Annotated in this window: 19 protein-coding genes and 1 riboswitch; of the genes, 11 read left to right on the forward strand and 8 right to left on the reverse strand. The window is 69.2% G+C overall.

Annotation, left to right across the window (positions count from 1 at the left end):
* Nucleotides 1-9: 9 nt before the first annotated feature.
* The 8 genes from AB0M70_RS15510 to AB0M70_RS15545 all read left to right on the forward strand — a co-directional run bounded on the left by AB0M70_RS15510 (nucleotide 10) and on the right by AB0M70_RS15545 (nucleotide 8,385).
* Nucleotides 10-690, forward strand: a complete 681-nt coding sequence (locus AB0M70_RS15510; protein WP_336605886.1) for a sigma-70 family RNA polymerase sigma factor — start codon at nucleotides 10-12, stop codon at nucleotides 688-690.
* Nucleotides 687-1,031 (forward strand): mycothiol system anti-sigma-R factor, encoded by a 345-nt coding sequence (gene rsrA, locus AB0M70_RS15515; RefSeq protein WP_365820369.1) that lies wholly within the window; start codon nucleotides 687-689, stop codon nucleotides 1,029-1,031. The genes AB0M70_RS15510 and rsrA overlap by 4 nt, the downstream gene beginning before the upstream one ends.
* 207 nt (nucleotides 1,032-1,238) lie before the next feature.
* Nucleotides 1,239-2,588 carry an HD-GYP domain-containing protein gene (locus tag AB0M70_RS15520; protein ID WP_365820371.1) on the forward strand — a complete coding sequence of 450 codons (1,350 nt, stop codon included), beginning with the start codon at nucleotides 1,239-1,241 and terminating at the stop codon, nucleotides 2,586-2,588.
* Complete coding sequence (locus AB0M70_RS15525; protein WP_365820373.1) at nucleotides 2,585-3,814, forward strand: HD domain-containing protein; 1,230 nt, start codon at nucleotides 2,585-2,587, stop codon at nucleotides 3,812-3,814. The genes AB0M70_RS15520 and AB0M70_RS15525 overlap by 4 nt, the downstream gene beginning before the upstream one ends.
* A 102-nt stretch (nucleotides 3,815-3,916) precedes the next feature.
* Nucleotides 3,917-4,897 carry a hypothetical protein gene (locus AB0M70_RS15530; RefSeq protein WP_351163657.1) on the forward strand — a complete coding sequence of 327 codons (981 nt, stop codon included), beginning with the start codon at nucleotides 3,917-3,919 and terminating at the stop codon, nucleotides 4,895-4,897.
* A gap of 64 nt (nucleotides 4,898-4,961) precedes the next feature.
* Nucleotides 4,962-5,612, forward strand: coding sequence for a peptide deformylase (def, locus tag AB0M70_RS15535; protein ID WP_365820375.1), 651 nt, complete (start codon nucleotides 4,962-4,964; stop codon nucleotides 5,610-5,612).
* A gap of 305 nt (nucleotides 5,613-5,917) precedes the next feature.
* On the forward strand, nucleotides 5,918-7,039 hold the full coding sequence (gene cyc1 / locus AB0M70_RS15540; RefSeq protein WP_365820377.1) for an epi-isozizaene synthase: 1,122 nt from the start codon (nucleotides 5,918-5,920) through the stop codon (nucleotides 7,037-7,039).
* Nucleotides 7,036-8,385: a cytochrome P450 gene (locus AB0M70_RS15545; RefSeq protein WP_365820379.1), complete on the forward strand. Its 1,350-nt coding sequence runs from the start codon at nucleotides 7,036-7,038 to the stop codon at nucleotides 8,383-8,385. The genes cyc1 and AB0M70_RS15545 overlap by 4 nt, the downstream gene beginning before the upstream one ends.
* Here AB0M70_RS15545 and AB0M70_RS15550 read toward each other — a convergent pair.
* From AB0M70_RS15550 to AB0M70_RS15585, 8 genes are all read right to left on the reverse strand, one after another.
* Entirely contained in the window at nucleotides 8,339-9,358 is a 1,020-nt protein-coding gene (locus tag AB0M70_RS15550; RefSeq protein WP_365820381.1) for a helix-turn-helix domain-containing protein, read from the reverse strand. The two genes, AB0M70_RS15545 and AB0M70_RS15550, sit on opposite strands and share 47 nt — an antisense overlap.
* A 243-nt stretch (nucleotides 9,359-9,601) precedes the next feature.
* Entirely contained in the window at nucleotides 9,602-10,624 is a 1,023-nt protein-coding gene (locus AB0M70_RS15555; protein ID WP_365820383.1) for a ribonucleotide-diphosphate reductase subunit beta, read from the reverse strand.
* Complete coding sequence (locus AB0M70_RS15560) at nucleotides 10,624-13,023, reverse strand: ribonucleoside-diphosphate reductase subunit alpha (RefSeq protein ID WP_365820385.1); 2,400 nt, start codon at nucleotides 13,021-13,023, stop codon at nucleotides 10,624-10,626. Before AB0M70_RS15560 ends, AB0M70_RS15555 begins: the two co-directional genes overlap by 1 nt.
* 158 nt (nucleotides 13,024-13,181) lie before the next feature.
* Nucleotides 13,182-13,259: riboswitch (cobalamin riboswitch) on the reverse strand.
* Nucleotides 13,260-13,391: 132 nt separating this feature from the next.
* Nucleotides 13,392-15,041 carry a monocarboxylate uptake permease MctP gene (gene mctP / locus AB0M70_RS15565; protein ID WP_365820387.1) on the reverse strand — a complete coding sequence of 550 codons (1,650 nt, stop codon included), beginning with the start codon at nucleotides 15,039-15,041 and terminating at the stop codon, nucleotides 13,392-13,394.
* Complete coding sequence (locus tag AB0M70_RS15570; RefSeq protein ID WP_365820389.1) at nucleotides 15,038-15,307, reverse strand: DUF3311 domain-containing protein; 270 nt, start codon at nucleotides 15,305-15,307, stop codon at nucleotides 15,038-15,040. Before AB0M70_RS15570 ends, mctP begins: the two co-directional genes overlap by 4 nt.
* 110 nt (nucleotides 15,308-15,417) lie before the next feature.
* Complete coding sequence (locus AB0M70_RS15575; RefSeq protein ID WP_365820391.1) at nucleotides 15,418-15,615, reverse strand: YbdD/YjiX family protein; 198 nt, start codon at nucleotides 15,613-15,615, stop codon at nucleotides 15,418-15,420.
* Entirely contained in the window at nucleotides 15,612-17,765 is a 2,154-nt protein-coding gene (locus AB0M70_RS15580) for a carbon starvation CstA family protein (RefSeq protein ID WP_365820393.1), read from the reverse strand. The genes AB0M70_RS15575 and AB0M70_RS15580 overlap by 4 nt, the downstream gene beginning before the upstream one ends.
* A gap of 98 nt (nucleotides 17,766-17,863) precedes the next feature.
* Nucleotides 17,864-18,661 carry a GntR family transcriptional regulator gene (locus AB0M70_RS15585; protein WP_365820687.1) on the reverse strand — a complete coding sequence of 266 codons (798 nt, stop codon included), beginning with the start codon at nucleotides 18,659-18,661 and terminating at the stop codon, nucleotides 17,864-17,866.
* 274 nt (nucleotides 18,662-18,935) lie between these two features.
* Between AB0M70_RS15585 and AB0M70_RS15590 the strand changes: the two genes are divergently transcribed.
* From AB0M70_RS15590 to AB0M70_RS15600, 3 genes are all read left to right on the forward strand, one after another.
* Nucleotides 18,936-20,210, forward strand: coding sequence for an extracellular solute-binding protein (locus AB0M70_RS15590; protein WP_365820395.1), 1,275 nt, complete (start codon nucleotides 18,936-18,938; stop codon nucleotides 20,208-20,210).
* Nucleotides 20,211-20,317: 107 nt separating this feature from the next.
* Complete coding sequence (locus AB0M70_RS15595; protein WP_365820397.1) at nucleotides 20,318-21,298, forward strand: sugar ABC transporter permease; 981 nt, start codon at nucleotides 20,318-20,320, stop codon at nucleotides 21,296-21,298.
* Nucleotides 21,299-21,339: 41 nt separating this feature from the next.
* Nucleotides 21,340-22,146 (forward strand): carbohydrate ABC transporter permease, encoded by an 807-nt coding sequence (locus AB0M70_RS15600; RefSeq protein WP_365820688.1) that lies wholly within the window; start codon nucleotides 21,340-21,342, stop codon nucleotides 22,144-22,146.
* Nucleotides 22,147-22,154: the final 8 nt, after the last annotated feature.

The following is a 22,154-nucleotide window of genomic DNA, read 5'->3' on the forward strand; positions in this document are numbered from 1 at the left end:
TTGGAGGAGGTGGGTCCGGTCACTGGGACCGACGCAGGGGCCGAGAACGGCCAGGCGGAGCGACCCGACGGAAGCGCTGAGACGTCGGCGGAGCGCACGGCCCGCTTCGAGCGGGACGCCCTGGGCTTCCTCGACCAGATGTACTCGGCGGCGCTGCGCATGACGCGCAACCCGGCGGACGCGGAGGACCTGGTGCAGGAGACCTACGCCAAGGCGTACGCGTCGTTCCACCAGTTCCGTGAGGGCACCAACCTCAAGGCGTGGCTGTACCGCATCCTCACCAACACGTTCATCAACTCGTACCGCAAGAAGCAGCGCGAGCCCCAGCGCAGCGCCGCCGAGGAGATCGAGGACTGGCAGCTCGCGCGTGCCGAGTCGCACATGTCCACCGGTCTGCGCTCCGCCGAGTCGCAGGCGCTCGATCACCTGCCGGATTCGGACGTGAAGTCCGCACTGCAGGCGATCCCCGAGGAATTCCGCATCGCCGTCTATCTGGCCGACGTAGAGGGCTTTGCGTACAAGGAGATCGCGGACATTATGGGGACACCCATCGGTACGGTGATGTCCCGGTTGCACCGCGGCCGTCGCCAACTGCGCGGCATGCTCGAGGACTACGCCCGTGACCGCGGCCTCGTCCCCGCCGGCGCCGCGTCAGAGTCGTCGAACGAAGCGAAAGGCTCAGGCTCATGAGCTGCGGAGAGCCGCACGAGACGGATTGCAGTGAAGTCCTGGACCATCTGTACGAGTTCCTGGACCACGAGATGCCGGACAGCGACTGCACCAAGTTCGAGACGCACTTCGAGGAGTGCTCCCCGTGCCTGGAGAAGTACGGCCTCGAGCAGGCCGTCAAGAAGCTGGTGAAGCGCTGCTGCGGCCAGGACGACGTGCCGGTCGACCTGCGCGCCAAGGTCATGGGACGCATCGATCTGATCCGCTCGGGCGAGGCGGTGCCCGAGCACGACGTGACGGTGGAGACGGTGACCGCCGAAGGCGGCGTCTCCGCCAAGAGCCTGCGGGCCAAGGAAGCCTGAGCCGCAGGTAGTTGAGCGCGAGCAGGCCGTGACGGGATTCCGTCACGGCCTGCTTTTTTCTGTTCACCGTCACTCGTACGTGCCAATTTCCGCGTGCGGGGCTCGGAGCGGGCGGCAGTCGTTCTAGTCTCCGGACCTTGGAACGTGGTCCCTGGGGACGGTCGCGGGGGACCGAGGACGGACGGTCGCGGGGGAGGAGGCAGCGCCATGCGGTCCATCGCTCCATGGGCGCGCGCCTACATCCTGTGCGTCGCCCTGGCCGGCGCGGCCTGTGCCGTGCCCGCGCCGGGCGCGCACACGCCGTGGGCCGCGCTCGCGCTGCTCGCCGCGCTCTACGCCGGGTGCGAGCAGATCACCCGCTGCCGGGCCATCGGCCGCCGTGCCGGTGCGCCGGCGGGCGGCCTCGGCACCTTCTTCCCCGTGCTGCTCGCCGCCGTCTTCCTGCTGCCGCCCGCGGCCGCCGCGCTCGTCGCGGTGCCGGGTGCGCTGCTCGCCCGCGTCGAGCGGCGCCCCCGGTGGGTGCGCAGGCTCTGGCGCGCGTCACAGCTCGCCCTGGCCGCCTGGGCCGCCGCGTGGACGCACGGCGCGCTGGGCGGGCGCGATGCCGTGGCCGCGCCCGACTTCCCGTACGCCCTCGTGCCCGCGGGAGCGGCCGTCCTCGCCTTCTCCGTCGTACTGACGGCCCTGGACGGCGGCATCCTCGCCACGGCGGAACGGGTGCCCGTGCGCAGCGCGTGGCGCGGGCTCTTCCTGCGGTCGTTCGCGCCGGTCGCCGTGCACGGCCTGGCCGGTCTGATGATGGCGGTGCTCTGGCGCAGTCCGTACGGGCCGCTCGCCGCGCTCCTGGTGCTGCTGCCGATGGGGGTCTCCTGCTGGGTCTTCGCGCAGTACCACCGCGAGCGCGCCGCCCACCAGGCCACCATCCGGGCGCTCGTGCAGGCCGTCGACATCAAGGACCGCTACACCCGCGGGCACAGCGAGCGCGTGGGGCGGGCCTCCGTGATGATCGCGCGGGAGCTGGGGATGGCGGACGAGCGGGTGGAGAGCCTGCGCTTCGCCGGGATCCTGCACGACGTCGGCAAGCTTGGCGTACCGACCCGTCTCCTGCGCAAGGACGGGCCGCTGACCCCCGAGGAACGGCGGGTCATCGAGCTGCATCCCGAGTACGGCCACGAGATGGTGCGCGGGATCGGCTTCCTCGGGGAAGCGCGCGCGGCGATCCTCCACCACCACGAGCGGATCGACGGCAGCGGGTACCCCTACGGGCTCGTCGGACGGCAGATCCCGGAGTTCGCCCGGGTGGTGGCCGTCGCGGACGCCTTCGACGCCATGACGTCCACCAGGTCCTATCGGCGGGGGCGGCCCGTCGCGGCCGCCGTGGCCGAACTGTCGCGGTGCGCGGGGGCGCAGTTCGACCCCGTGATGGTCGCCGCCCTGCGGCGGGCGCTCGACCGGCATGGATGGCACCCGGCGGTCACCTCGGACACCGGCGAGGTGCCGGGGCCCCGCGAGGAGGCGCCCGGTGTCCCCGCGGCCCCGGGAACGGCGCCACGGTGAGGGCCGTCCACGGCTGTGCCGGAGCCCTGACCCTCGTCGCCCTCGGCTGGACCCTGTGGCACGGCGTCGCCGAAGGGGGCATCGCGCTCGCCTTCGGGGGGCTCGTCGCCGTGGGGGAGCTGGCCCGGTGGGGCGCGGGCGGCAGCGACCGGGAGCCCGCGCCGCTCGGGGCCGCTGGGGCGCTGGCGTACGCGCTGCTCGGAGAGGTCGGCGGGCGGCCCACGCACCACGGGGTGTTCCAGGTGATCGCCGTGGTCGTGGCCGCCGCGCTCGTCGGGGCCGTGCCGCATGTGGCGCTCGGCAAGGGGCCCGCCCTGGACCACGTGTCCCGGCGCGTGCTCACCGTGGGGTTCGCCGCCGCCTGCTTCCAACCGCTCTACAACGCGGGCAAGTTGGAGGAGTGGGTCGGGCAGGGGCCAGGATTCGCCGCCGTCATCGCCGCGCTGCTCGTCCTGACCGCCCTCTGCGACGCCGTGCTCGCCGCCGCCATGGCGCACGCCCGCACCAGGTGGCCCTTCGGACCGCTCCTGCGCGACGAGCTGCGGGCCATGCTCGGCATCGGGTCCGCCGTCTGCGCCACGGGGGCCGTCATGGCGCTCGCGGTGGCCGTGGCGGGGCTCTGGGCGCTGCCGGTGTTCAGCCTGCCGCTGCTCCTGACCCAGCTGTCCTTCGGGCGGTACGCGGCGGTGCGGACCACCTACCGGCAGACCATCACCTCGCTCGCCCGGTCCACGGAGATCGCCGGGTACACCCCGCAGGGCCACGCCCGCCGCGTGGCCGCCCTCAGCCGGGCCGTCGGGCGTGAGCTGGGGCTCTCCGAGCCGGACCTGGCCGTCCTCGAGCACGCGGCCCTGATGCACGACATCGGGCAGCTCTCCCTCGTCGACCCCGTGCCGGCGGGCGCCACCGCCGCCCTGCCGGACGCGGAACAGCGGCGGATCGCCCTGCTCGGGGGCGCCGTCGTGCGTCAGACGGGGGTGAACGGCGACGTCGCCGTGGTCGTGGAGCGGCAGGCCGACCCGTACCGCGACCAGCCGCTCACCGCCCGTATCGTGCGGGCCGCCAACGCGTACGACGAGATGGCCAGGGGAGAAGGTCCCGGAGGCCCTCTGAACGCGCTGGAGCGGCTGCGCCTGGGCACCGGCCGCGACTACCAGCCCGAAGTGGTGGAAGCCATGGCCCGGGTGCTTTCACGGGGCGGTCATAGCTTGCCGCCGGTTGGGTAACCCATGGGTAATGAGCGGCCGTCCGACCGTACGTGGTTGGATGCGAAGAGGGCCCTCGGGCACGGCGGAACACAGGAACTTATGCATCGGCAGGCGGGAATCGTGAGGATCTTCGGCAAGGGACGGCACCGGCCCTCCGCCTCATGGCGGCAGGCCACCGACCGCGCCTTCACGCTGATCGGCGACGGGCGGTACGAGGACGCGGGCGCACTGCTGACCCGCGCGGCGGATCTCGAGCCGTGGCTCTCGGAGTCCTGGTTCAACCTCGCGCTGCTCCACAAGTTCCGGCACGACTGGGAGCAGGCGCGGGCCGCGGGCCTGCGGGCCGTCGCGCTGCTCGACCGGTCGGCGGGCGCCCCCGACTGGTGGAACGTGGGGATCGCCGCCACCGCCCTGCAGGACTGGCCGCTCGCCCGGCGGGCCTGGCAGGCGTACGGCCTGAAGGTGCCGGGCGGTGTGGCCGCCTCCGGGGAGCCCACCGGCATGGACCTGGGCAGCGCCGCCGTGCGGCTCTCGCCCGAGGGTGAGGCCGAGGTCGTGTGGGGGCGCAGGCTGGACCCCGCCCGGATCGAGGTGCTCTCCATCCCGCTGCCCTCCTCCGGGCGCCGCTGGGGCGAGGTCGTGCTGCACGACGGCGTCCCGCACGGCGAGCGGACGACGGGGGCGGGGGACTCCTATCCCGTCTTCGACGAGATCGAGCTGTGGGCTCCCTCACCCGTCCCCACCTGGGTGGTCCTCCTGGAGGCCGCCACCGAGGACGACCGGGACGCCCTGGAGAAGCTCGCCGCTGACGCGGGCTTCGCCGCCGAGGACTGGTCCTCGTCCGTGCGGCTGCTCTGCCGGATGTGCTCCGAGAGCCGCATGCCGAGCGACGAGGGCGACGGCGAGCACCTGGACCCGCACGACCACAGCGAGCCGGGTCACCCCGGGCCGCTCGGCCACCGCAGCCCCGGCGCCCTGTGGGTGCCCGAGCGGGAGTGCGGCATCGCGGCGCCCGCCGCCCTGGTGCGCGGGCTGCTCGACGGCTGGGTCGCGGACAGCCCGGACTCCCGCGACTGGCGGGATCTGGAAGAGGTCTGCTGACTCCTGGCCGTAGGCTGTACCGGCACTATCTCTCGTGGGTTCCCAGGAAGGCGTACGTCGGACAATGGCGCAGGACACTGAGCAGCAGGCCTCGGGCGGGGTCCTCCCCGTCGACGACGAGGGCTTCGTCATCGACACGGAGGACTGCGAGGAGCGGGAGACGGCCTGGCGCGAGCGCGGCACGTCCCGGCCCATCACGGTCGTCGGCAACCCCGTGCTGCACAAGGAGTGCAAGGACGTCACCGCCTTCGACGCCGAGCTCGAGCAGCTCGTCGCCGACATGTTCGCCAGCCAGCGGACCGCCGAGGGCGTGGGCCTGGCCGCCAACCAGATCGGCGTCGACCTGAAGGTCTTCGTCTACGACTGCATGGACGACGAGGGCAAGCGGCACGTCGGCGTGGTCTGCAACCCCGTCGTGCGCGAGCTCCCCGCGGAGCGCCGCCGCCTTGACGACTCGAACGAGGGCTGCCTCTCCGTGCCCACGGCCTACGCCGAGCTGGCCCGCCCGGACTTCGCCGAGGTGACCGGGCAGGACGAGAAGGGCAACCCCATCAAGGTGCGGGGCACCGGCTACTTCTCGCGCTGCCTCCAGCACGAGACGGACCACCTGTACGGCTACCTGTACATCGACCGCCTGTCCAAGCGTGACCGCAAGGACGCGCTGCGGCAGATGGAAGAGGGCACCCCGCGCTACCCCGTGGTGCCGAACGCCTAGTCGACTCCGGACTCGCGCGCCCCGCGCGCCACCTGCGGCCCTTGGCCGGGAACTCCCTCCCGGCCAGGGGCCGTTCGCATGGACCGACCCGGACCGGTCAGCTGTGCGATCGAATCAGGCTCTTGGTGATCCATAATCAGTCACGTACGGGGATTTTCTCGGCACTGGGGGGTAGTGAATGGCGCAAATCTGTTCCCTGAACGGTCAGTTGTGGTGCTGAATGGAAAGCGCGGGGATACACGACGGCGCGCGCCCGGTACGGCGGGAGGGGCGCACGTCCTCACGTGGCTGAGAGGGGTTTGTCCGTGCCTGCATATTCACATGGCATTTCACCGACACAGACACACGCACGGGTGGTATCCGTGCCACCGGCGCTGGCGCTTCCGGTGATCGAGTCAGGGTTTCCTCGCCAACTGCACCCGTATTGGCCACAGCTCCAGGAGAAGTCCCGGACGTGGCTGCGCGAAATGCGTCTCATGCCCGCGGACAAGGTCGAGCGGTACGCGGACAGTCTCTGCTACACGGATCTGGTGGCCGGCTACTACATTGGCGCACCGGATGAGTTGCTCAGCGCGATAGCCGACCTCAGCAGTTGGTTCTTCGCGTGGGACGACCGGCACGACCGCGACTCGGTGCACGGCAGGGCGGCGCAGTGGCGCCGGCTGTGCCGCGGGCTCCACGAGACACTCCGGTCCCCCCGGCAGCAACTGCACCACCGCGACCCCCTGGTGGCGGGGTTCGCGGACTGCGTCCTGCGGCTGTACTCGCACCTCGGCGCGGGCTGGAACGCCCGGTTCGCCCGGCATTTCCACAGCGTGATCGAGGCGTACGACCTGGAGTTCAGGAACCGCAGAACCGGAACCGTCCCGACGGTCGAGGCCTACATCGAGCTGCGCAGGCTGACGTTCGCGCACTGGACGTGGATCGACCTGCTCGAACCGACGGCACGGCAGGAGCTGCCGCCGTCCGTGCGGAAGCATCCCGCATATCGGCGGGCGGCGCTCGCCACGCAGGATTTCTCCGCCTGGTACAACGACCTGTGCTCACTCCCCAAAGAACTCGCGGGAGATGAATTGCACAATCTCGGGATCAGTCTGATCCAGCACGAGGGACTTTCCCTCGAAGAGGCAGTGACGGAAGTCCACCGCCGGGTCACCCGATGCATCTCGGATTTCCTGGTGGCAGAAAAAGAAGTGCTCCGGCTCGCCGGGCAATTGGCCGACGGGAGCGTACAGGGCCGGGCGCTCTCGGACGCGGTGGAATCGTGCATCGGCAACATGCGGAACTGGTTCTCCTCCGTGTATTGGTTCCATCACGAATCCGGCCGCTATCGGGTGGACAGCTGGGACGACAGGTCCATTCCCCCGTACGTGAGCGACGCCATAATGGCCGACTTGGCCGAAACTGAATTGGTGGGTGAGGAATGAGCGTCGAATCCGCGATGTCCGCGACCGTGACGCCGCCGCTCGTCAGCGGCGGCGCCCCGCTCATCGGCCACGCCTGGAACCTGGTGCGCGACCCGCTCGGCTTCCTCGCCGCGCTACGGGATCACGGTGATCTCGTACGCATCAGGCTGGGACCCAAGACGGCGTACGCGGTCTGCGATCCGGAACTCGTCGGGCAGCTGCTGCGGAGCCCCGACTACGTCGTCGGAGGGCCCCTCTGGGACACCCTGGAGGTGCTCCTCGGCAAGGGGGTGGCGACCAGCAACGGCAAGCTGCACCGGCGTCAACGGCGCATGATGCAGCCCGCGTTCAGGCGCGAGCGGATCGCCGACTACGCCAAGGTGATGGAGGAGGAGGCCCGGACGACCGCCGCGCGCTGGCGATCGGGCGAGACGATCGACATCAACGCGGAGATGTTCCGCACCGCCGTGCGTGTCGTCTCGCGCTCGCTCCTGGAGGTCGACGCGATCAGTGAGAAGGCGGACCGCATCGCCGAATCGCTGCACACCGTCTTCGAGGGGCTCTACCGCAGGATGGTGCTCTCGGTCGGGCCGCTGTACCGCGTGCCGACCCAGGGCAACCGCCGCTTCCAGAGCGCGCTCGCCGATCTGCACGCACTGGTCGACGAGATCATCGCCGAAGGCAGGGCGGCGGGCGGAGACCAGGACGACCTCTTGGCCGAAATGCTGCGGGCGCGCGATGAATCAGGCCAACCGCTCAGCGATCAGGAGGTTCACGACCATGTGATCTCCCTTGTCGTGGCGGGCGCCGAGAATATCGCGGCGACCCTGGCGTGGACCTTCCATCTGCTGGCCGAACACCCCGAGCAGGAAAGGCGATTGGTTGAAGAAGTAAATGCCGTCGCGCCGGACCGGGAGATCACATTCGCCGACCTCGGGGACCTTCCGCACACCCGGAATGTCGTCACGGAGGCCATGCGTATACAACCGGCCGCCTGGATATTCACCCGCAGGTCGGTGGGAGAAACCAGCCTGGGTGGCTACCGCATTCCGGCCGGTGCCGACATCGTCTACAGCGTGTACGCGATGCAGCGCGATCCGCGTTCCTTCGAGCAGCATCTGCGGTTCGACCCGGACCGCTGGAATCCGGAACGAGCGCAGGATGTACCGGAGTTCGCGATGATGCCGTTCGGCACCGGCAACCGCAAGTGCCCTGGCGACCATTTCAGCCTGGCCGAACTCGCCATCATCCTGGCCACGGTGGCGCCCAAGTGGCGTCTGACGCCGGTCGAGGAGACCGACGCCGACACGAAGATCGGCATCACGCTACAGCCGAAGCATCTGGTCCTGCGGGCCGAGCGACGCTGACGGCGGGGCCGCGGAAGGTACGGCGGTAGGCGTTCGGCGTGGTGCCGAGCGCCCGCAGGAACTGGTGGCGCATCGCCGCCGCGTTGCCGAAACCGGCACGCCCGGCGATGGCGTCCACCGTCTCGTCCGAGCCTTCGAGCAACTCCTGCGCCAGGAGCACGCGCTGGCGCAGGAGCCAGCGGTAGGGCGTGGTGCCGGTCTCCTGCTGGAAGCGGCGCGCGAAGGTGCGCGGCGACATGTGCGCACGCTCGGCGAGCCGCTCGACGGTGATGTCGTCCGCGTCCAGATGGCGCTCCATCCAGGCAAGGACCCCGCCCACGGTGTCGCACTGCGTGCGCGGCAGGGGGCGCTCCACGAACTGGGCCTGCCCGCCGTCGCGATGGGGCGGTACGACCATGCGCCGGGCGATGGCGTTGGCGACCTCGGTGCCATGTGCCTGGCGCACGATGTGCAGGCAGGCGTCGATCCCGGCGGCGGTGCCGGCCGAGGTGACGACCGGGCCCTCGTCCACGTACAGGACGTCGGGCTCGACCCGGGCGCGCGGATAGCGCACCGCGAGTTCCGTGGCGTGCCGCCAGTGCACGGCGCAGCGGCGCCCGTCCAGGAGCCCCGCGGCGCCGAGCACGAAGACGCCGGAGCAGACGGACAGGACGCGGGCCCCGCGGTCCACCGCGCGGCGCAGGGCGTCGAGCAGGTCCTCGGGGTAGTCGCGGTCCACGAACTCCTGGCCCGCGGGAACGGTGATGAGGTCGGCCTCCTCGAGCCGGTCGAGGCCGTACGGAGTGGTGATCGAGAACCCGGCGTGATTGCTCAGGGGCCCGCTCTCCGCGGCGACCACCGCGAAGTCGTACGCGGGCAGGCCCGCGTCGCTCCGGTCGAGCCCGAACACCTCGCAGACCACGCCGAGTTCGAAGGGATTGACGCCGTCGAGCAGCACGGCGGCCACGTTCTTCAGAGTCCCGGCCTTCAGCATGAGGCCAGTGTGCCGCGTCAGTGGCAGTAAGTCGATGGTGTGTGGCAGTCCTGCCACTGCCGCATCCGTCCGGCGCGCAGGACAGTAAGGGACATGAACGCATTCAGCGCATACGCGACCGTCCTGACCGTCTTCCTCCTCCTCGCCGCACCCTCGCTCGTCGGGTACCTCCACGACCGCCGGATCGACCGCGAGCTGCGCGAGGCGGAAACCGCCCCGCGCAGCCCGGACACTCCGGCCGGACTAGAACTCGTCGTCGAAGGAGACCGAACCCTCGACCGCGACCTGGTAGGCCGAAGGACGCCGCTCGAAGAAGTTGGTCAGCTCCTGGACACCCTGGAGTTCCATGAACGAGAACGGGTTTGAGGAGCCGTAGACCGGCGCGAAGCCGAGCCGCTGGAGCCGCTGGTCGGCGACGCACTGCAGGTACTCGCGCATGGAGTCGGTGTTCATGCCGGGCAGGCCCTCACCGCACAGGTCGCGCGCGAACTGCAGCTCGGCCTCGACGGCCTCCTTGAGCATGTCGGTGACCTGCGTCTGCAGCGCGTCGTCGAAGAGCTCGGGCTCCTCCTTGCGGACGGTGTCGACGACGTCGAAGGCGAAGCTCATGTGCATCGTCTCGTCACGGAACACCCAGTTGGTGCCGGTCGCGAGGCCGTGCAGCAGACCGCGCGAGCGGAACCAGTAGACGTAGGCGAAGGCACCGTAGAAGAAGAGCCCCTCGATGCACGCGGCGAAGCAGATCAGGTTCAGCAGGAAGCGACGCCGGTCGGCCTTGGACTCCAGGCGGTCCATCTTCTCGACGGAGTCCATCCACTTGAAGCAGAACTCGGCCTTCTCGCGGATGGAGGGGATCTCCTCGACCGCGTCGAAGGCCGCGGCGCGGTCCTCCGGGTCGGGCAGATAGGTGTCGAGCAGCGTCAGATAGAACTGGACGTGCACGGCCTCCTCGAAGAGCTGGCGGCTCAGGTAGAGCCGCGCCTCGGGGGAGTTGATGTGCTTGTAGAGCGTGAGCACCAGGTTGTTGGAGACGATCGAGTCGCCGGTCGCGAAGAACGCGACCAGACGGCCGATCATGTGCTGCTCGCCGGGCGAGAGCTTGGCGAGGTCGGCGACGTCCGAGTGGAGGTCGACCTCCTCGACGGTCCAGGTGTTCTTGATCGCGTCCCGGTAGCGCTCGTAGAAGTCGGGGTAGCGCATGGGACGCAGGGTCAGCTCGAAGCCCGGGTCCAGGAGGTTCTTCTCGGCGTTGGTGGTGGAGCTCATTACTGGCAGGCCTCGCAGGACTCGGGGTTTTCCAGGGAGCAGGCGACGGCTTCTTCGGCCGTGGCCTGGGCGGGGACGGGGGCGGGCTCGGCGGCGGTCTGGCCGGCCGCCGCGCGGGCGATGCGGGTCGCCGGGCGCGAGCGCAGGTAGTACGTGGTCTTCAGGCCCTGCTGCCAGGCGTAGGCGTACATCGAGGAGAGCTTGCCGATGGTCGGCGTCTCCAGGAACAGGTTCAGGGACTGCGCCTGGTCCAGGAACGGCGTGCGCGCGGCGGCCATGTCGATCAGGCCGCGCTGCGGGATCTCCCACGCGGTGCGGTACAGCTCGCGCACCTCGGCGGGGATCCAGCTGAAGCCCTGCACGGAGCCGTTGGCCTCGCGCAGCGCCTCGCGGGTCTGCGCGTCCCACACGCCGAGCCGTTTCAGCTCCTGCACCAGGTAGGCGTTGACCTGGAGGAACTCGCCGCTCAGCGTCTCGCGCTTGAAGAGGTTGGAGACCTGCGGCTCGATGCACTCGTACACGCCCGCGATGGACGCGATGGTGGCGGTCGGCGCGATGGCCAGGAGCAGCGAGTTGCGCATCCCGGTAACGGCGATACGTTCCCGCAGCGCGGCCCAGCGCTCCGGCCAGGTCAGCTCGACGCCGTAGTGGTCGGGGTGCAGGACGCCGCGCGCGGTGCGGGTCTTCTCCCAGGCGGGCAGCGGGCCGTTGCGTTCGGCGAGGTCGGCGGAGGCCTCGTACGCGGCGAGCATGATCCGCTCGGCGATGCGCGTCGAGAGGGCGCGCGCCTCGGGGGAGTCGAAGGGCAGCTTCAGCTGGAAGAAGACGTCCTGCAGGCCCATCGCGCCCAGGCCCACCGGGCGCCAGCGGGCGTTCGACTTCCCGGCCTGCTCGGTCGGGTAGAAGTTGATGTCGACGACGCGGTCGAGGAACGTGACGGCGGTACGGACGGTCTCGTCGAGCCGCTGCCAGTCGATGTCACCGGCGGCCGTGTCCACGAACGCGCCGAGGTTCACCGAGCCCAGGTTGCAGACGGCCGTCTCGCCGTCGTCCGTGACCTCCAGGATCTCCGTGCAGAGGTTGGAGGAGTGGACGGTGTGGCCGGGCTCCGCCGTCTGGTTGGCGGTGCGGTTGGCGGCGTCCTTGAAGGTCATCCAGCCGTTGCCGGTCTGCGCAAGGGTGCGCATCATGCGGCCGTACAGCTCGCGGGCCGGGATGGTCTTGCGGGCGAGCCCTGCGGCCTCGGCCTTGCGGTAGGCCGCGTCGAACGCGTCGCCCCACAGGTCGACGAGCTCGGGCACATCGGCCGGGGAGAACAGCGACCAGTCCTGGTCGGCGGCGACCCGGCGCATGAACTCGTCCGGGATCCAGTGCGCGAGGTTGAGGTTGTGCGTGCGGCGCGCGTCCTCACCCGTGTTGTCGCGCAGCTCGAGGAACTCCTCGATGTCGGAGTGCCACGTCTCCAGGTACACCGCGGCGGCGCCCTTGCGACGGCCGCCCTGGTTCACGGCGGCGACGGAGGCGTCCAGGGTCTTGAGGAACGGCACGATGCCGTTGGAGTGCCCGTTCGTGCCGCGGATCAGCGAACCGCGGGCGCGGATGCGGGAGTACGAGAGGCCGATGCCGCCCGCGTGCTTGGAGAGGCGCGCGACCTGGTGGTAGCGGTCGTAGATGGAGTCCAGCTCGTCCAGCGGGGAGTCGAGGAGGTAGCAGGAGGACATCTGCGGGTGCCGGGTGCCGGAGTTGAAGAGCGTCGGCGAGGACGGCAGGTAGTCCAGGCGGCTCATCAGGCGGTACAGGGCGGCGACTTCGTCCACCGAGCGCGCGGAGCCGTCCTCGGCGAGGCCGCTCGCGACGCGCAGCATGAAGTGCTGCGGGGTCTCGATGACGTGCCGGGTGATGGGGTGGCGGAGGAGATAGCGGCTGTGCAGGGTGCGCAGGCCGAAGTAGCCGAAGCGGAAGTCCGCGCCGTCCTCGAGGGCGGCCTCCACGAGACCGTCGAGGTGCTCCGCGTGGTCGGTGACGAACGCGGCGGTGCGGTCCGCGATCAGGCCCTCGCGGTGCCCGACGGCGACCGACTCGGTGAAGGAGCGCACGCCCTGCGACGCGGCCTCGTCACGGATGCTGAGGCTGAGCAGCCTGGCCGCGAGCTGCGAGTACGTCGGGTCCTCGGAGATGAGGCCGGCCGCGGCCTCGGTCGCCAGCTCCCGCAGCTCCGCCAGATCCGCCCTGGCCGAGCGGCCCCGCAGCGCGGCGGCGGCGACCCGGCCGGGGTCGGCGTCGGGGAGGTCGGCGGTGAGGTCGGTCAGGGTACGCAGCAGCGCGGTTCCTGGGCCGTCGGCGGTCTGCTGACCGTCGGTGGTCTGCGCTGACGCAGGTTCGGCTGGCGCGATGGTCACGTGGAGCACTCCCTCGCTCGGCTCTGGGCCTTGGGGAGGGGTCAGTGACACACGGGGGCCGGCCCCGGGCAGGGCTGGGCTCCGCGTCCACCAGCCCATTCCACGAGGCCCGGACGTCGTCGGCACCCGGACCGGTCGGAACGGGTGCGCTGTCGACAGGTCTTCGGACTCGCGAGCACGACAAATGCGTACTCATACACCGTTGCGGGACAGTTCCGGACTTGCACCGGATTCCCCTGCGGCGACAGCGAGCACGAGCATACATCTTGTGCTGGCTCTGGGAGTCAGCCCCATATCTTGTGTCGGAACGACAGCGGGCCGCCGGATCACTCCGACGGCCCGCCTCACGTACTGCCTACAAGAAGAACTCAGTGCCCGCCCGGCGCTCCCACCGTGGCCGGCGGCAGCTCCTCCACGACGCCGGGGTCGCCCGCGTCCGCCGTGTAGTCGCCGGGAGACGTCTCGTCGATGCCGTCAGGGGCCTTCAAGGCGCGCAGGACGAAGGTCATGACCACGGTGACCACCACGTTCAGGACGAACGCCGTGAGGCCGATGTAGCCGATCTCGCCGATGCCGGGGATCTCGTCGGACGAGCCACCGAAGTGCTTCTGCGTCGGCGAGGCGACGCCGTACGCGGCAGCCGTTCCGTAGACCATGCCGACCGCCCAGCCCGCGAGCAGCGCCCAGCGGTGGAACCACCGCGTGAACAGGCCGCCGACGAGCGCGGGCATGGTCTGCAGGATCCAGATGCCGCCCAGGAGCTGGAAGTTGATCGCGACCGTCTTGTCCATGGTGAGGACGAAGGCGAGCGCGCCGACCTTCACCAGGAGCGAGACCAGCTTGGAGACCTTGGTCTCCTGCGCGGGTGTCGCGTCCGGCTTGAGGAAGTCCTTGTAGATGTTCCTGGTGAAGAGGTTCGCGGCCGCGATGGACATGATGGCGGCCGGGACGAGCGCGCCGATGCCGATCGCCGCGAACGCGACGCCGGTGAACCAGTCGGGGAACATGTTCTCGAACAGCTGCGGGATCGCCAGCTGGCCGTTCTCCACCTTCACGCCGGCCGCGATCGCCATGAAGCCGAGCAGCGCGAGCAGCCCCAGCATCAGCGAGTACAGCGGCAGGATCGTGGTGTTGCGGCGGATCACGTCGCGGCTCTTGGAGGAGAGCGTCGCCGTGATCGAGTGCGGGTACATGAACAGCGCGAGCGCGGAGCCGAGCGCGAGCGTGGCGTAGGTCCACTGCCCGGCGTGCCCCGGCGCGAGACCGGCGACGGGCTTGCCCGCCGCCTCGTTCGCCGACGAGAACTTGTCGTTGGCCGCCTGGAAGATCTCGTCGAAGCCGCCGAGCTTGATCGGGATGTAGATGATCGCGACGGCGATGACCAGGTAGATCAGGCCGTCCTTCACGAACGCGATCAGCGCGGGCGCGCGCAGACCGGACGAGTAGGTGTACGCGGCGAGCACCGCGAACGCGATCAGGAGCGGCAGGTCCTTGATGAACCAGTTCGTGTCAGGACCGCCGCCGACGCCCATGACGTCGAGCACGGCCTGGATGCCGACCAGCTGCAGCGCGATGTACGGCATCGTGGCGAGGATGCCGGTGACCGCGACGGCCAGCGAGAGCCCCTTGGAGCCGAAGCGTCCGCGCACGAAGTCGGAGGTGGTCACGTATCCGTGCTTGTGCGAGACGGACCACAGACGCGGCAGGAAGGTGAAGATCAGCGGGTAGACGAGGATCGTGTACGGCACCGCGAAGAAGCCGGCCGCGCCCGCCGCGTAGATCGCCGCCGGGACGGCCACGAAGGTGTACGCCGTGTAGAGGTCGCCGCCGAGCAGGAACCACGTGACCCAGGTGCCGAACGACCGGCCGCCCAGGCCCCATTCGTCCAGGCTCTCGGTCTCGGCCTTGCGCCAGCGCGCGGCCAGGAAGCCCATCGCCGTGACGGCCGCGAAGAAGAAGATGAAGACGGCGAGGGCGATGCCGTTGACGCCGCCCGTGTCCGCTGCGAGCACGTTCATCGGGTCGCACCCCCCTGGGCCTGCTCGGCCTTGCGGGCGCGCTGGTCACGCTGCCACAGCTTGTAGGCGATCATGGTGAGAGCGGTGGAGATGAGCACCCACAGCATCTGGTACCAGTAGAAGAACGGGATGCCTATGAAGGTCGGTTCGACCTTCGCGTAGGAGCTCACCCAGAGCATCGCCACGAACGGCGCGACGAGACAGAGGGCAACGACCACGCGGACCGGCGTGACCACCGGTCTGCTCACTTCAGGCGCATCTGACACTTCGCGGCTCCGCTCCCTCGCTTATCCCACCTTTAACGTGCGGGAAATCTAAGCGAGAGGATTGATCTATGGAACCCCCGTCCGGATACCGGACGGCGTGCCATGCCTGTTCAGCAGCAGCGGAACCCCTGCCGCGGGTCTGACTCCTGTCGATCCGTCCGCATTCGCTCGAACTCCCTGCGGGAGGGGGCGGATGCCCCGGGATGTGTCTTCCGCGCGTGCTCCACATAACGGTCGTAGGCGGACTCATCGGTCAGCTCGCGCGCATACCACCGCACCCAGCGCAGGCCACGCAGCACCCACGTCATGACGGGACCTGAGCGTCGTCGGAAGACCTCGCCTTCGCCGCCGCCAGCTCGGCCTTCTCCTCCGGTGTCGCGATGAGCCCGGCCGGCGCGATCAGCTTCGACTCCACGTACGCGGCCTCGCTCAGCCTCGACGCCTGCGGGTCGCGGACGTGCTTCACGCAGATGCGGGCCGCGTCCGCGATCACGATGACGATGAGCAGGGCGAGCGCGGCCGTCAGGACGCCGTCGACCGTGGAGTTGGTGACGACGGTGTGCATGTCGTCCATGGTCTTGGCGGGCGGCAGGATCTTCCCTTCGTCGATCGTGTCCTGGTAGTTCGAGCGCTGCTGGAAGAAGCCGACGCGCGGATCGCTGGAGAACACCTTCTGCCAGCTCGCGGTGAGGGTCACGGTGGCGTCCCAGACGAGCGGGACGCCGGTGATCCAGGCCCACTTGAGGCGCCCGGACTTCACCAGGAGCACGGTGCAGACGGCGAGCGCGACCGCGGCGAGGAGCTGGTTGGAGATGCCGAAGATCGGGAAGAGCTGGTTGATCCCGCCGAGCGGCTCGTGCACGCCCACCCACAGGAAGTAGCCCCACAGGCCGGTGACGACCGCGCTCGTGATGACGAGCCCGGGTTTCCAGCTGACGTTCTTGAAGGGCTTGTAGACGTTCCCGAGCATGTCCTGCAGCATGAACCGGCCCACGCGCGTGCCCGCGTCGAGCGCCGTGAGGATGAACAGCGCCTCAAACATGATCGCGAAGTGGTACCAGAACGCCTTCATGGAGCCGCCGGTGACCTTCGAGAAGATCTCGGAGACACCGACCGCGAGCGTGGGCGCGCCGCCGGTGCGCGAGAGCAGCGAGGACTCCTCGACGTTCTTGGCGGCCTGCGCGAGATCCGCGGGGGAGATGGAGTACCCGAAGCTCGCGACCGCCTGGCTCGCGGCCTGGACGTTGTCCCCGATGACGCCCGCGGGCGCGTTCATCGCGAAGTAGAGGCCCGGGTCGATGATGCTCGCCGCGACGAGCGCCATGACCGCGACCGACGACTCCATCAGCATGGAGCCGTAGCCGATCATCCGGATCTGCGTCTCCTTCTGGACCATCTTGGGCGTGGTGCCCGAGGAGATCAGCGCGTGGAAGCCGGACAGGGCGCCGCAGGCGATGGTGATGAAGACGAACGGGAAGAGCGACCCGGCGAAGACGGGCCCGTCGCCGCGGGAGGCGAAGTCGGTCACCGGGTCCATCTTCATCGTCGGCAGCGTGATGACGACGCCGAGCGCGAGCAGCAGGATCGTGCCGATCTTCATGAACGTGGAGAGGTAGTCGCGCGGCGCGAGCAGCATCCACACGGGCAGGATCGAGGCGATGAATCCGTACGCCACCAGCCAGATGACCAGCGTCGACGGCGCCAGCGTGAACGTGTCCGCGAGCGACGACTCGGCGACCCAGCGCCCGGCGACGAGCGCGAGGAGCAGCAGGCCGATCCCGATGAGGGAGACCTCGCTGACCCGCCCCGGCCGCAGGATGCGCAGGTAGAAGCCCATGAACAGCGCGATCGGAATGGTCATCGCGATGGAGAAGGTGCCCCACGGCGAGTCCGCGAGCGCGTTGACGACGACGAGCGCGAGCACCCCGAGCAGGACGATCATGATGGCGAACGCGGCGAGCAGCGCGGCGGCCCCGCCGAAGGGGCCGATCTCCTCGCGCGCCATCTGGCCGAGCGACTTGCCGTCGCGCCGGGTGGAGAAGAAGAGGACGACCATGTCCTGCACGGCGCCCGCGAAGATCACCCCGACGATGATCCAGATGGTGCCGGGCAAGTAGCCCATCTGCGCGGCCAGTACGGGCCCCACCAGCGGGCCCGCTCCCGCGATCGCCGCGAAGTGGTGGCCCAGCAGGACGCGGCGGTCGGTCGGGTGGAAGTCGATGCCGTTGTCCAGGCGCTCGGCCGGGGTGGCCCGCTTCTTGTCGACCCTCAGGACGCGGTCGACGATGAACTTGGAGTAGAAGCGATACGCGATGGCGTACGAGCCGAGGGCCGCCGCCACCATCCAGGCGGCCGACACCTCCTCGTCCCGCGAGAGGGCGAGCACGGTCCAGCCCGCGGCGCCCACCAGGGCCACGAGGGACCAGATGACGATGGTGCGGGGATTCGCTGTGCGCACAGACTCGTCCTCCCGTTCATCATGCGATGACGGGAGGAACGTAGAGCAGCACGGTGATCTGCGCCAGACCCCGGAAGAGTCCTTTGCAGGGGAGTGGGTCAGTCCGTGGGGCGTTTGAGGCGGGCCACGAACTTGTAGCGGTCGCCGCGGTAGACCGAGCGGACCCACTCCACCGGCTGGCCGCCGCCGTCCAGGGAGTGCCGGGAGAGGAGCAGCATCGGCAGGCCCACGTCCGTGCCGAGCAGGCCGGCCTCGCGCGGGGTCGCCAGGGAGGTCTCGATGGTCTCCTCGGCCTCCGCGAGGTGGACGTCGTACACCTCGGCGAGTGCGGTGTAGAGCGAGGTGTACTTCACCAGGGAGCGGCGCAGGGCCGGGAAGCGCTTGGCGGAGAGATGCGTCGTCTCGATGGCCATCGCCTCGCCGTTGGCGAGACGCAGGCGCTCGATCCTGAGCACCCGGCCGCCCGTGCTGATGTCGAGCAGACCGGCGAGGGTGTCGTCGGCGGTGATGTACCCGATGTCCAGGAGCTGCGAGGTGGGTTCGAGGCCCTGGGCCCGCATGTCCTCGGTGTACGAGGTGAGTTGCAGCGCCTGGGAGACCTTCGGCTTGGCCACGAAGGTGCCCTTGCCCTGGATCCGCTCCAGGCGGCCCTCGACGACCAGTTCCTGCAGGGCCTGGCGCACCGTCGTGCGCGAGGTGTCGAACTCGGCGGCCAGGGTGCGCTCCGGGGGGACCGGGGTGCCGGGCGGCAGGGTCTCCGTCATGTCGAGCAAGTGCCGCTTCAGGCGGTAGTACTTGGGCACGCGTGCGGTGCGGCCGACTGCCGCGGCCGCGCCGGTCTCCGGGGCCGGGGACGCGCCCGCCTCGGTTTCCGTACTCCCCGCCTCGGTGCCCATGGCCCGCCTTCCTGCTGCCGTCACCGGCTCCTCCGTCTGTCGCGGCTCACATCGTGGCACGTACCGGGCCGGGCTACCTGTGCCCGCTCAGGTGTCGGTCCGATAACGGACCTGACAGCCCTTCTTATACACCCTTGACACCCCTAAAGGTCTAGGCCAAGCTCCCCGTACTGGTCTACACCATTAAAGACCAGGTTCCAGTCCCACGGGCAGATCTCGGTCCATTTGGTCGCTGCGGGTGGGGGGTTGACTGGCATCCCTTGAGGAGGGTGACGTGAAGCGCAAGCTCATAGCGGCCATCGGTGTCGCGGGCATGTTGTTCTCGATCGCGGCCTGTGGCGGCGACGACGGCGACGACAAGAAGGCCGGGGCGGACGGCTTCAAGGGGGAGACCCTGACGCTCTGGGCGATGGACGGCTCCACGCCCGACGGCTGGACCAAGGACGTCAAGGCCGCCTTCGAGAAGAAGACCGGCGCCAAGCTGAATCTCGAGATCCAGCAGTGGAACGGCATCCAGCAGAAGCTGACCACGGCCCTCTCCGAGGAGAACCCGCCGGACGTCTTCGAGATCGGCAACACGCAGACCGCCGCGTACGCGAAGACCGGTGGCCTCGCCGACCTCAGCGACCTCAAGGAAGGCGTCGGCGCCGACTGGACCGAGTCGATCAACAAGTCCTCGGTCGTGGACGGCAAGCAGTACGCCGCCCCGTGGTTCGTCCTGAACCGTGTCGTCATCTACAACAAGAAGGTCTGGGCCGACGCGGGCATCAAGGAGACGCCCAAGACCCGCGCGGAGTTCCTCAAGAACCTCAAGACGATCGAGTCCAAGACGGACGCCGAGCCGATCTACCTGCCGGGCCAGAACTGGTACCACTTCGTCGGCCTGACGATCGGTGAGGGCGCCGAGCTGGTCAAGAAGGACGGCGACAAGTACGTCTCCAACCTGACCGACCCCAAGGTCGCCAAGGCCATGAAGACGTACAAGGACTTCGCGGACCTCTCCAAGGCCCCCAAGAACAAGGACGAGGCCACCCCGCAGCAGGCCGAGGTCTTCGCCAAGGGCAAGACCGGCGCCTTCATCGGCATGAGCTGGGAGGCCGCGACCGCGATCAAGGCCAACAAGAAGATCGAGAAGGACATCGGTTACTTCACGATCCCCGGCGCCACCGCCGACAAGCCCGAGGGCGTCTTCCTCGGCGGCTCGAACCTCGCCGTGGCCGCGACCAGCAAGAAGCAGGAGCTCGCCAAGGAGTTCCTGAAGATCGCGCTGAACGACAAGTTCGAGGGTGCGCTCGCCAAGGAAGGCGGCGTCATCCCGAACAAGCAGGCCCTGGAGGCCCAGCTCAAGGGCAACCCGGCCGCGGAGGCCATGGCCCCCGCGACCGCCGGCGGCGGCACCACCCCGCTCATCCCGGAGTGGGCCGCGGTGGAGAACCCGCCGAACCCGATCAAGAACTACATGACCGCGGTGCTGAACGGTAAGTCCAACGACGAGGCCGCCAAGCAGGTCGAGGGCGAGCTCAACAAGCGCCTGTCGCAGAAGCAGTAAGGACGCGCTTTCGCCGGGGCCCCCGGGCCCGGGGTGTCTTCACCCCCGGGCCTGGTGCCCCGGTTCAGCGCTGCGTTCCGCGATGCCCACGAAAGAGATGGCGAAGCATGACCGTGCAGACCGAACGGCCGCCCTCCGGCCCGACGGAGGATCTGAAATCGGACAGTCGGCCGGCGGATCCGGGTAAGCCCCGCACGGGGGCCCGCTCGCTCGCTCCCTACCTGCTGCTGCTCCCCGCGCTCGTGGCCACCCTGCTGTTCCTCGGCTGGCCGCTGGTCAACAACGGGGTCCTGTCGTTCCAGAACCTCAACATGAGGCAGTTCATCCTCCACCTCACGGAGTGGAACGGGATCGACAACTACAAGGAGGTCCTCAGCGGCGAGGACTTCTGGCGGGTCACAGGACGCTCGATCGCGTTCACCGCGGTCAACGTCGTGCTGATCATGCTGATCGGCACCCTGGTGGGTCTGCTGCTCGCCCGGCTCGGCAAGCGGATGCGGACGTTCCTGCTGATCGGACTCGTGCTCGCCTGGGCGATGCCGATCATCGCGTCGACGACCGTCTACCAGTGGCTGTTCGCGACCCGCTTCGGCGTCGTCAACTGGGTCCTCGACAAGGCCGGCTGGCACTCGATGGCCGACTACGACTGGATGGGCAGCCAGTACTCCACGTTCTTCGTGGTCATCACCCTGATCGTCTGGCAGTCGATCCCCTTCGTGGCGATCAACCTGTACGCCGCGACGACGACCATCCCCAAGGAACTCTACGAAGCCGCGTCGCTGGACGGAGCCGGCGCCTGGAAGCGCTTCACGAACGTCACGCTGCCGTACCTGAAGCCCTTCCTCTACGCGACGACGTTCCTGGAGATCATCTGGGTCTTCAAGGCGTTCGCGCAGGTCTTCGCCCTCAACGAGGGCGGCCCGGACCGGCTCACCGAGATCCTGCCCGTCTACGCCTACATCGAGGGCATGGGCAACCAGCACTTCGGCATGGGTGCGGCGATCGCGCTGCTCACCATCGTCATCCTGCTGGCCCTGACCGCCTTCTACCTGCGGATCGTGCTCAAGCAAGAGGAGGACGAGCTGTGACGCGCACTGCTTCTGGTTCCGCTGCGAAGAGGTTCGGCCGCATCTGGCCCAACGCCGTGGCCGTCGTACTCTTCGTCGGCTTCGTCTTCCCGGTCTACTGGATGTTCGCCACGGCCTTCAAGCCGACCGGCGACATCATCAGCGAGGACCCGGTGTGGTTCCCGACCGACGCGACGTTCGAGCACTTCAAGACGGCCGTGAACGCCGAGCACTTCTGGACGATGGTCGGCAACAGCCTCACCGTCACCGTCCTCGCCGTGGTGTTCTCGCTGATCATCGGCCTCGCGTCGGCGTTCGCGCTCGCCCGGATGCGCTTCAAGGGCCGCAAGGGCTTCATCATCGGCTTCATGCTGGCCCAGATGGCTCCGTGGGAAGTCATGGTCATCGCGATCTACATCATCGTGCGCGACGCCGACATGCTGAACAGCCTCGTACCGCTCACCCTCTTCTACATGGTGATGATCCTGCCCTTCACGCTCCTGACGCTGCGCGGCTTCGTCGCCGCGGTGCCGCGCGAGCTGGAGGAGTCGGCGATGGTCGACGGCTGTTCACGGATGCAGGCGTTCCGCCGGGTGATCCTGCCGCTGCTCGCACCCGGCCTGATGTCGACCTCGCTCTTCGGCTTCATCACCGCCTGGAACGAATTCCCGCTCGTCCTTGTCCTCAACAAGGAGGCGGAGGCCAAGACGCTCCCGGTGTGGCTGTCCGGCTTCCAGACCGCCTTCGGCGACGACTGGGGCGCCACCATGGCCGCCGCCTCGCTCTTCGCCGTCCCGATCCTCGTCCTCTTCGTCTTCCTGCAGCGCAGGGCCGTCAGCGGTCTGACCGACGGTGCCGTGAAGGGATAACACGCCAC

This window comes from Streptomyces sp. NPDC051214 (assembly GCF_040682375.1).
GTDB lineage: Bacteria > Actinomycetota > Actinomycetes > Streptomycetales > Streptomycetaceae > Streptomyces.